The sequence below is a fragment of the Nocardia sp. NPDC004068 genome (assembly GCF_042874315.1).
Classification (GTDB): domain Bacteria; phylum Actinomycetota; class Actinomycetes; order Mycobacteriales; family Mycobacteriaceae; genus Nocardia.
Map to the genome: position 1 here is coordinate 217136 of NZ_JBIAMW010000005.1, position 9830 is coordinate 226965.

Annotated in this window: 12 protein-coding genes; 7 read left to right on the forward strand and 5 right to left on the reverse strand. The window is 70.4% G+C overall.

The genetic code is table 11. The annotated features are described in order from the left end of the window. Nucleotides 1–53 precede the first annotated feature (53 nt). From ACFYTQ_RS14390 to ACFYTQ_RS14415, 6 genes are all read left to right on the forward strand, one after another. Nucleotides 54–995: an LLM class flavin-dependent oxidoreductase gene (locus ACFYTQ_RS14390; RefSeq protein WP_387360614.1), complete on the forward strand. Its 942-nt coding sequence runs from the start codon at nt 54–56 to the stop codon at nt 993–995. 413 nt (nt 996–1408) lie between these two features. Continuing rightward, a complete protein-coding gene (locus ACFYTQ_RS14395) occupies nt 1409–2548 on the forward strand; it encodes an alpha/beta hydrolase family protein (RefSeq protein ID WP_387360615.1) in 1140 nt (379 codons plus the stop codon). Between the two features lie 200 nt (nt 2549–2748). After that, the gene (locus tag ACFYTQ_RS14400; protein ID WP_387360617.1) at nt 2749–2904 is read left to right on the forward strand and encodes a hypothetical protein; all 156 of its coding nucleotides are present in this window, start codon (nt 2749–2751) and stop codon (nt 2902–2904) included. Between the two features lie 67 nt (nt 2905–2971). After that, nucleotides 2972–3847, forward strand: a complete 876-nt coding sequence (locus ACFYTQ_RS14405; protein WP_387360619.1) for a 1-acyl-sn-glycerol-3-phosphate acyltransferase — start codon at nt 2972–2974, stop codon at nt 3845–3847. Nucleotides 3848–3926: 79 nt separating this feature from the next. After that, nucleotides 3927–4382: a MarR family winged helix-turn-helix transcriptional regulator gene (locus tag ACFYTQ_RS14410; RefSeq protein WP_387360621.1), complete on the forward strand. Its 456-nt coding sequence runs from the start codon at nt 3927–3929 to the stop codon at nt 4380–4382. After that, the gene (locus tag ACFYTQ_RS14415; RefSeq protein ID WP_387360623.1) at nt 4382–4753 is read left to right on the forward strand and encodes a DUF5313 family protein; all 372 of its coding nucleotides are present in this window, start codon (nt 4382–4384) and stop codon (nt 4751–4753) included. Before ACFYTQ_RS14410 ends, ACFYTQ_RS14415 begins: the two co-directional genes overlap by 1 nt. Here ACFYTQ_RS14415 and ACFYTQ_RS14420 read toward each other — a convergent pair whose 3' ends face one another. The 5 genes from ACFYTQ_RS14420 to ACFYTQ_RS14440 all read right to left on the reverse strand — a co-directional run bounded on the left by ACFYTQ_RS14420 (nt 4754) and on the right by ACFYTQ_RS14440 (nt 9369). Beyond that, complete coding sequence (locus ACFYTQ_RS14420) at nt 4754–6376, reverse strand: RecQ family ATP-dependent DNA helicase (RefSeq protein WP_387360625.1); 1623 nt, start codon at nt 6374–6376, stop codon at nt 4754–4756. It abuts the gene before it with no gap. 186 nt (nt 6377–6562) lie between these two features. After that, nucleotides 6563–7363, reverse strand: a complete 801-nt coding sequence (locus tag ACFYTQ_RS14425; protein WP_387360627.1) for a hypothetical protein — start codon at nt 7361–7363, stop codon at nt 6563–6565. A gap of 64 nt (nt 7364–7427) precedes the next feature. Beyond that, nucleotides 7428–7709 carry a hypothetical protein gene (locus ACFYTQ_RS14430; RefSeq protein WP_387360629.1) on the reverse strand — a complete coding sequence of 94 codons (282 nt, stop codon included), beginning with the start codon at nt 7707–7709 and terminating at the stop codon, nt 7428–7430. A gap of 217 nt (nt 7710–7926) precedes the next feature. Beyond that, the gene (locus tag ACFYTQ_RS14435) at nt 7927–8478 is read right to left on the reverse strand and encodes a hypothetical protein (RefSeq protein ID WP_387360631.1); all 552 of its coding nucleotides are present in this window, start codon (nt 8476–8478) and stop codon (nt 7927–7929) included. Between the two features lie 660 nt (nt 8479–9138). Continuing rightward, the gene (locus tag ACFYTQ_RS14440; RefSeq protein WP_387360633.1) at nt 9139–9369 is read right to left on the reverse strand and encodes a hypothetical protein; all 231 of its coding nucleotides are present in this window, start codon (nt 9367–9369) and stop codon (nt 9139–9141) included. A 125-nt stretch (nt 9370–9494) separates the two neighbouring features. On the opposite strand from ACFYTQ_RS14440, the gene ACFYTQ_RS14445 reads away from it, so the two are divergent. Next, nucleotides 9495–9830 carry a hypothetical protein gene (locus ACFYTQ_RS14445; RefSeq protein ID WP_387360635.1) on the forward strand — a complete coding sequence of 112 codons (336 nt, stop codon included), beginning with the start codon at nt 9495–9497 and terminating at the stop codon, nt 9828–9830.

Below are 9830 nucleotides of genomic sequence, written 5' to 3' on the forward strand. Positions count from 1 at the left end.
GAGGTACCGACACGTCTTGACCTGGAGGGCGCTCCAGATCCTACCGTCGGGGCATGGGCGAGAAATCGGTGCGGCCGAGCTTCGGGATCAAGACCACTCCGGCGGGGGTGGGTTATGACGAGATCGTGCGGGTGTGGCGGGAGGCGGACGAGATTCCCGAGATCGAGCACGCGTGGCTCTATGATCATCTGCTGCCGCGGGTCGGTCCGGACGCGGGTCTGGACGATCCGGTGCACGAGGGGTGGACGCTGCTGGCCGCGTTGGCGGCGCAGACGCGGCGGCTGCGGTTGGGACTGCTGGTGACCAACAATCGGATTCGTCGCCCCGCGGTCCTGGCCAAGATCGCCGCCACGGTCGACGTGATCTCGGGCGGCCGCCTCGATGTCGGCATCGGCATCGGCGGGCTGCCGGGCAGCGATCCGCGCTACGGGGAGATGGTCGTGCCCGAGTACGAGGCGTACGGAATCCCGTTGCGGCCGTGGGCCGAAGCGGTCGCCGACTTCACCGAATCCTGCGAGATCATCCGGCGGCTGTGGACCGAGGACGTCTTCGACTTCGACGGCGTCCACCACCGCCTGCGCGGCGCCCGCTGCAACCCCAAACCCGTCCAACACCCGCACCCACCCCTGCTCATCGCCGGCTCCGGCCGCGCCACCCTGGCGATAGTCGCCGAACACGCCGACATCTGGAACGTCATCGGCCCGCCACTCACCTCGGTCGACACCCTCCGCCGCCACAACGAGTCCCTCGACGCCCACTGCGCCGCCCGCGGCCGCGACCCGCGCGAGATCACCCGCTCGGTACAGACGATCATCTCCTACGACGACCCCGCCCGCATTCGCGCGAATCTGGCGGCACTGGTCGACGCCGGTTTCACCCACATCGTCCTGAACCTACCGAGCCCCTACCCCCCACGCGTAGCCCATTGGGCCGCAACGGAATTGATCGCCCCGACCCTGGAGGCCGCCGGTCTGGACCCCACGGCCTTCGCGTAGCGGGCACCGACGGCTACGCGACCGCCGATCGATCGGCGTGACGGTGGCCCGTGCCGCGCCCGAAGCCACCGCCCGCCAGCTGCATGACCGTCTCCCGCGTCGCGCCCTGGGGCCACCTCCTCGAGGGCGTGACCGTCTCCCGTGTCGCGCCCCGAGGCCACCCCTAGCGGCGTGATGGTGGTCCATGTCGCGCCCGGAGCCACCGGCCGCCAGCTGTGTGACTGTCTCCGTGTCGTGCGCCGGGCCAACCCACAAGGGGCGTGACTGTCGCCGTGTCGCGCCGCGGGGCTATCCCTCGAGCGGCGTGACCGTGTCCCGTGCCGCGCCCCCGGGCCACCCGTCTCCATCTGCGTGACCGTGTTCTCTGCCGTGCCTCCCCACGTCGGCCGGAGCGGGACGGTACGTTGAGCCCCATGCCCGTTGTGTCGCGTCGTCGGATGGCGGCCGTGGTGGTCGCGGTGGGTTTGTGGGTGGGGGGTGCCGTGCCTGCGGCGGTGGGGGAGGGGCCGGGGGAGGCTCGGTTGAGTGGGGTGGGGGTGTTGGATCCGCGGTGGGGGTTTGCGGCGGCTGCGGCGGGGATCGAAATCGGGTATGGGACAACGGATCAGTGGGGGCGGGCGGCGCGGGGGTCGGGGGCGTTGTATCTGCCGCACGGGGTGCCGCCGGTGGGTGGGTGGCCGGTGGTGGTGTGGGCGCACGGGACCGTGGGGATCGGGGACGGGTGTGCGCCGTCGCGGCGGCCGCAGAGCGAGCGGAACAGCGCCTATCTGAATCGGGTGCTCGACAGGGGGTACGCGGTGCTGGCGCCGGACTATCAGGGGCTGGGGACCGAGGGGCAGTTCAGCTACTACAACAGTGCGGTCGAGGGGGCGTCGATCCTCGACGCGGTGGCGGCGCTCCGCACCGTGCCCGTACCGCTCTCGGGGTCGTGGGCGATCGTGGGCCAGTCCGAGGGGGCGCACGCGGCGATGAGCGCGGCCGGGCGGTACGCCGACAGCGGCGGCGGCGCGGCGAGGGGTCTGCGCGCGGTGGTCGCGACCGGGCTGCGCACCGACCCGCCGCACAGCCTGCGCGCCATGTTCCGCCGCGGTTCCACCGGCGCGCAGAATCAGGTCGGCTATGCCGCCTACTTCCTGGCCGCGCTGCGCGAGCTGGCCCCCGAGCGCGTCACGCCCTACCTGTCGGACTTCGGCCGCGACTACGTGGAAGCCGCTGCCACGCAATGCCTTTCGGATCTGGTCGCCCGCGCCGCGGGTCGCCGCCCCGCCGATCTGGTCGCCGACCCCGATCACCCCACCCCCACCTTCGACGCCGATATCGCCGCCCTCACCGGCTACCGCGACCACGATCTCCCCGCCGACATCCTCCTCGGCTACGGCACCGCCGACATCGACGTCCCGCCCACCGGCACCGACGCCTACGCCGCTGCCCTGCGCGCCGCCAACCGGGGCATCGGCGTCACCGTCGAGAGCTACCCGGGCGCCGACCACAGCGGCGCGTTCCTCGCGTCCCTCCCGGACGCTCTCGCCTTCCTCGACGCCCACCTGCGCTGAGCGTGGGGCCGTCGCCCACACGCGGTCGTGATCGCCGGGAAGGCCGTGCGCCCGAACCGAACCGCCGCGCCGTCGTTCCCGGTGAGAGCCGCGGCCACCCTGTAACACCAGCGCCGTTCCCCGACGACGTATCGGTACCGGAGCCGTTCGGGGCGCGGGCGGTTCCGGTGCAGGTCGTTCAGTTCTCGAGGTGAATTGCGGTGAAGAACGTTTTCCGCCGGTGGCGGCGGCGCGGGAGGCGGTATCGCGGGTCGGGGTATCCGGCGGGCCTGCGCTCGGATCGGTTGCGGCGCAACGGGATCAGCGTGCGGACCTGCCGCGTGGAGTCGTGCGCGGTGGAGCCGTTCGACGCCTGAGGTGTAGGCGGCCGGGTGACGGGTATCACTCCCGGCAGATTTTCGCCGAGACACCGAGGGCCGCCTGATGAGACTGCTACCGATTTCCTCCGCACCGCTCGAAACGGTCGTCGAATGGGTCGGCGACCAGGTACGACGCCGGGTGCCCGAGGCGGATATGCGCAACCGCGACCCCGCCTACATCGCCCGCATGACCGAACCCAACTGGCAGCTGCTGCGCCTGTACTTCCGGCCGGAAATCCGTGGGCTGCACCGCATTCCGGCGGAGGGGCCGGTGCTGATCGTGGGCAACCACTCCGGCGGCAACACCTCCCCGGAGGTGCTGGTGACCACCGTCGCGTTCGCCCGGCACTTCGGGCCCGAGCGGCCGTTCTATCAGCTCGCCCACAATCTGGTGATGCTCGTCCCCGTGCTCGGTTCGATCCTCGGCAAGTGGGGCACGATGGCCGCCGACCCCGAGAACGCCCGTGCCGCACTGCGTTCCGGCGCGGTCGTGCTGGTGTATCCCGGCGGGGACTGGGAGGTGCACCGGCCGGCCTGGGAGGGCGACCGCATCGACTTCGCGGGCCGCACCGGATTTCTGCGCCTGGCCTGGGAGGAGAAGGTGCCGATCGTGCCGATGGTGAATTACGGTGCGCACCAGAATCATCTGATCCTCACCCGCGGCGAATGGATCGCCCGCCTACTGCGCCTGGACCGGATGCTGCGCCTCAAGGTCTTCCCGATCTCCCTGGCCGCCCCGTGGGGCCTGAACATCAGCGATCTCGCGGGCCACCTCCCGCTGCCCGCCAAGGTCACCATCGAATTCCTCGACCCCATCGACCTGCGCGCCGAACTCGGGCCCGACCCGGATTTCGACGAGGCGTACGACCGCGTCACCGAGCTCATGCAGGGCACGCTGACCCGGCTCGCCGACGAGGCGGATCTGCCCATCCTCGGGTGAGGTCCCCGTCCGGCGGTTCGTGAGACAACTAACGCCCAAATCGTTCGCGCACTAACTGTTGCCGCGTTAAGCTCTCGGTATGCAGATCGAGGACCCCTTGCGGCTGGACCGACAGGTGTGTTTCGCGCTCGCGGTCGCCAATCGATCCGTGCTCGCCGTGTACCGGCCGCTGCTGGAACCGCTGGGGCTGACCCATCCGCAGTATCTGGTGATGCTCGCGCTGTGGGGCGAGGCGCCGATGTCGGTGAAGGCCATCGCCGAAGCGATCCAACTGGATTCGCCCACGCTCTCGCCCCTGCTCAAACGGCTCGAGGCGGCGGGGCTGATCACCCGGCGGCGGCACGAACACGACGAACGGACATTGCTGATCGACCTCACCGCGGACGGCCGGGCGCTGCGCGCGCGGGCCGAACGCATCCCGCCCGCGGTGGTGGAACGGCTCGGGGTGAGCCTGGCCGATCTGGAGGAACTGCGCGAGGTGCTGACCCGCGTCAACGAGGCGGCCCGGCGGGCGGCCACCGGCAGGGAGAACTGATGGACCGACCGAATCCGATGCAGCGCGTCCGCTACGCCCTCGGCGGGACGCTGCCACCGAACCTGCGCGAGTGGGTGCTCGAGGACCTGACCGGCCCCGGCGCCGCGCGGCGCTACCTGCTGCGCTTCCTGATCCCGGTCGTTCCTGTGCTGTGCCTGTTCCTGCTGGTCCCCGGCCCGGCGTGGATCGGGCTGTCGATGATGGCGCTGCTGTACATTCCGCTGATCTTCTTCACCGTCGCGCTGATGTACGTCTACCGTCGTCACCGCCTGCTCCAGCACGGGCTCGACCCCGAACTCGCCGACATCCGCGACCGTCGCCGCGCGGCCGCGGAACGGGAGGCGTACGAGTCGCGGCACGGCCGGGGGTGATCACCCCTCCGGGGCCAGCAGGCCCTCGCGGCGCACCGTCGGCAGCGACAGCGTGCGATAGCCCGCCGACTCGAAAAGCACTGTGACACGGTCGTTCTCGACGTGTACGACCTCGCCGGGGCCCCACTCCTCGTGCCGGACGGCCGTGCCGGGGGCGTAGGTGTCGTCGGCCGGTTCGTGGTCCCGGGCGGTGCCCGCGGCGCAGGTGTCGCAGAAGCCGCACGGGCCGGGCAGGGTCTCGCCGAAGTAGCCGAGCAGCAATTGCCTTCGGCAGGAACGAGTTTCGGCGTACTCGCGCAGCACGTGCAGGCGGGTGCGGTCGAGTCGGTCACGGCGCTCGGCCGTTTCGCGCACGAGGTCGGCCGCGTGGGCCGGGTCGTCGCCGCGGTAGTGGAAGCGGCCGTGCCGGTCGGCGTGGGCCAGGCGGGTCTGCTCGAGGAGGTTCAGGGCGGTGGTGACGCGCCGATGGGAGTGTCCCAGTTCGGTTTCCAGCTCCTCGGTGGTGCTGCCGTCGTGGTCACGCAGGGCGGCGGCGACCTCGGCGACGGTGTCGGCGTCGAGGCGGCGGGCGGTGAGGAAGGTCTGCACGCCGAGATCCTCGGGGCGGTAGCACAGCAGCGCGTCGGCGCGCTGGCCGTCGCGTCCGGCGCGGCCGATCTGCTGATAGTAGGAGTCCAGCGAATCCGGGACCGAGGCGTGCACGACGAAGCGCACATCGGGTTTATCGATGCCCATGCCGAACGCCGACGTCGCCACGACCACGGCCACCCGGTCGGAGAGGAAGTCGTCGTGCACCCGGTCGCGTTCGGCCGCGCGCATCCCCGCGTGATAGGCCGCCGCGCGGACGCCGCGCCGAACCAGTTCCGCGGCAAGGGTTTCGGTGTCTGCGCGGGTGGCGGCGTAGACCAGTCCGGGTTCGGGGAAGCGGTCGACCGCGGCGTGCACGGCGTCGCGCTTGTCGTCCTCCTCGATCGCGCGGTGCACGGCCAGGAACAGGTTGGGCCGGTCGAAGCCCGACACCACCTGCACCGGGTCGCGCAGGCGCAGATTGTCGACGATGTCGTCGCGGACCGGTCCGCCCGCGGTCGCGGTGAGCGCCAGCACCGGAGGATGGCCGAGGCGTTCGATGGTGTCACCGAGGCGCAGGTAGTCGGGTCGGAAATCGTGTCCCCAGGCCGAGACGCAGTGCGCCTCGTCCACCACGAACAGGCTCGGTCGCATGCGCTCGAGTTCGGCCACGACCTCGGGTTTGGCGAGTTGTTCCGGGGCGAGGAACAAGTATTCGGCGGTGCCGTCGCGCACGGTGTCCCACGCCTCGCGCTCGGCGGTACGGGACAGGGTCGAGTTCACCGCCACCGCGGTCGGGGCGTCGCTGTCGGCGATCTGCCCGACCTGGTCGCGCTGCAACGCCGTCAGCGGCGACACCACCAGCGTCGGCCCGTCCAGCAATAGCGCGGGCACCTGGTACACGGCGGATTTCCCCGCGCCCGTGGGCATCACCACGACCGTGTCGCGGCGCTGCGCCACGGCGGTCATCGCGGTCAGTTGATCGTCGCGCAGTTCGTCCCAGCCGAACGTCTCGCGGGCGACGCGCCGCAGTTCGGCGCCGACATCTCGAGGCACGGGCTCGGCGTGCCCGCTGGATCGCGGTCGAAACCGCGTAGTGGTCTTGTCCGCGGGGTACGGCCAGGACGAGCGAGCGAGGAGGATGTCATGGCGAACGATCTGACGCGGATGCTGCACGAGATGATCATGAGCTTGCAGGCGATGGGGATTCTGGCCCCGATCCAGACGTAGTCTCCCGGGTGGTCAGTCGCGGCGGCGCAGGCGGGTGGCCTCGGCGTCGAGAGCCGCTGCGCGCAAATAGGTTTCGGTGGCCTCGCCGACGCGGTCGTGCCAGAAACCCACCCGCTGCGCGCAGCGTTCGACGTGCGCGGTGGCGGCGTCGAGCGCGGACTCGTCGGCGTCGCGAGCGAGCCGCCGTTCCCGGCGTTGGGCCTCGGCGAGACGCTGTTCGGCCTCGAAGAGTTTGCGGCGGCAGTGATCGGGGTCGACGACGCTCTCGCGCAGATCGTCGGCCTCGGCCTCGAGGTCGGTGATGCGCTGCTGCTCGGCGGGCGGCGGCTCGGGGGGATCGGGGCGCGGAATGACCGGCGGCGCAATGATTTCGGTGAACCACCGGTCGGTTTCCTCGGGCTCCTCGGCGCGCAGTCGCCGGGCCTCCGCGGCGCGGCGGTCCTCCTCCTCGCTGGCGCGCAGGCGTTCGATCGCGTCCTGGACGTCCTCGGCGGTGACAGGGACGTGTTCGAGGCGGGCGGTCATGTGCACGAGTTCGGCGCCGGACCGGTCGCGCAGGACGACCGAGACCGTGCCCACCGGGCGCGGATCGGGGCGGCCCTCCATGCGGGCGTCGATGGTGGTGTCGTGGCAATCCTCGATGGCGCAGGCGCAGGCCAGGTCGAACAGTTCGCTGCCCATCTCGTACGGGCTGGTGGCCGCCTTGCCGGTCCAGGGATGTTCATCGCTCCAGGACAGTGCGCCGTACTCCACGACCCGATCGTCGTGGCGCAGCTCCCAGGAGTAGTCGGCGTCGGATCCTTGTATGGACACTCCTCGATTGTGGCCCGGCCGGGGTCGCTCGCGCGGCGGATCCCCGGTTATCCCGTATTCCGGGCTACGTGCCGATGACGGCGTTCATGATGGTGCCCGCGCTGGTCGCGACGATGCCCCCGATCATGGCTCCCGCCACCATCTTCGGCGCGTTGGAGCCGCCGCCGGTCCACTTCTCCCACGCGAAGCGACCGCCCGCGTAGGTGATCGCGAGAATGCCGGACAGCAGCACGAACCAGGTGAAATACCGCACCAGCTTCATGAGCTTGTCCGCGGCGGGCGGGGTCTCGGGGGTGGGATTGCCGATCTGAGCGAGGACGGTGTCGTGCAGGGCCGCGAGAATCATGGTGAGGCTCTTTCGAAGTCGTGACTTGCTCGGAACCGGACAATGAAAATGCTAGAGCCCGAGCGAGTTTCACCGCCAGTCCTCCCGAAAACCTCCTGCTCAAACCACATTCCGACCCACCGGTACCCAAACCCAGCCGCACCCCTTGTTCGGATCCGCAACCGTTTCAGGGCCGTGCAGGGGGTGCGGATTCGAACAAGGGGTGCGGCTGGGGTGGTCAGCGGGTGGGGGTGGCCAGTTCGGTGCGGAGGTGGGTGATTTCGCGGGCCAGGGTTTCGCGGTGGTGTTCGCGTTCGCGGAGGCTGGCGCGGAGGCTTTCGAGGGTGTCGTCCATGGCGGCGAGGCGGCGGGTGGCGCCCTCGAGGCGCCAGGACAGGACGGCGTGCTGGTCCACGCGGGTGCTCACGTCCTCGAGCCAGGCGACGGTGTATTCGATCCAGTCGGGCTGTTTGGGCATGGGGTCGGTGTCGGTCCAGCCGCGGCGGAGGGCGGGCTTGGTGGAAAGCACGCGCTCGGAATCGTTTTCGACCAGCGTCACCAGGGTGAGTTTCCCGGCGCTGGTGACCACCGCCGTGATCCGGTACCGCCCCGCCAGATGCATCCGCAACTCCGCCGTCCCCCGCCCGTCCGCGTCCATGGCCCCCAGCCACGGCCCGTACGCCGAATCCAGCAACGCCTCGAGCATCCCCAGCTGCCCCACCCCCCGCCGCAACCGCCCCGCCCGTTTCCGCAGCTCCTCCGGCGTGGCGGTCATCTGGTCCCAGTGCATCCCCCGAATCTATCCACCCCATCCCCTTACCCCTGGTAACGACTCCGGCGCGCCGAACCCGGCGCGCGCCGCCTGCCGGGACTACCTCGCCATCGCCCGCGAGCCCCGCGCGGCACCGAACCCCACGGCCGCTGACGGCAACGCCGATTGTGCTGGCAACGATGAGCGATCGTGCACGCCGCAACCCGCGTGGTGGTCGTGTGCGATGTTCGTTCGGGGGCACGCGGCGCACACCGCGCGGTGGTCACGTGCGATACGCGATCGGGGGACGCGCCGCAAACCGACGCGGTGGTCGCGCGCGGTGTCGTCGGGTGCCGACGGTGGTCCGGGACCGCGCAGTGCGGGTGACCGCGAACGCGGTGGTCGTGGGCGGCAGCCGAAATCGGATCCGACGTTGGCGCCAGCGCCGTGAAGTGTGCTGGCCGTGGTTCGATTACAGCGCTGCCGGGGTCGGGCCGATTGGGCACGAGTGTTCCGGAGGTGCCTCGGTGGTATCGCCCTGGCATCGCGTGGACGGGCTGCCGCTGTCCGCATGCTTGCGCAGCGCGACAGCGTTCGTCATCACGGCCGTGTACCGCGTGGGAACGCTTGCGCCGCAGGGTCTCTCGCGGTACTCGTGGCCGTAGGGGAGGGGCGCGGTGCCCCTCCCGGTCGGGTCGTTCAGCCCTCGCTCGGTTGGCCGCTTTCGGTGCGGGTGGTGCGGTGGCTGTGTCTGCCGCCCTTGGCCTTTGCCTCGGTCGGTTGTGCTTTGGCCCCCTTGCGGCCCGCCGCGCGCGGGTCGGCGGACTTCGCGGCACCGAAACTTCCGGTGCTGGCCAGGCCGCCCTTGCGGGCTTGTTCCTTGGTGTCCGCGCGGTTGCCGAACTGCCCAGGATTCTTCGGATCAGCCATCTTCGGCTCGCTCCTTCGTCGATGGTCGACACTTCGGCCGTATTACGCCGGTACCCCGGCTCTACCCCGAGGCAAGGGGCGTAATCGTCACGGTTGGACCTGCCGTTCGCGGGTACGTCCGCAACATGATCACGCGAGGACCCCTGCGGTATTGCGCGGCGGCGGCCATCACGGCCTCGGCCCTGTCGGTCTCCCTGTTCGTGAGCGGTTGCGAGCAGACCAAGGAGGCGGTGAACAAGGGCGGGGACACCCCGTGCAGCGAATTCGTCCAGCAGGACAACGACAAGCAGCACGTGACCGTCCGCAAATACCTCGAGCAGGACAACAAGACCAACGGCAAACCCGACGACCAGCTGGTCGACCGCTCGGTCACGGCCATCCAGCTCATGTGCAAGGCGCAGGCCAACCCCGACACCCAGATCCGCAACGCGGACCTGACCGGCATCCTGGTTCCGAAGTAG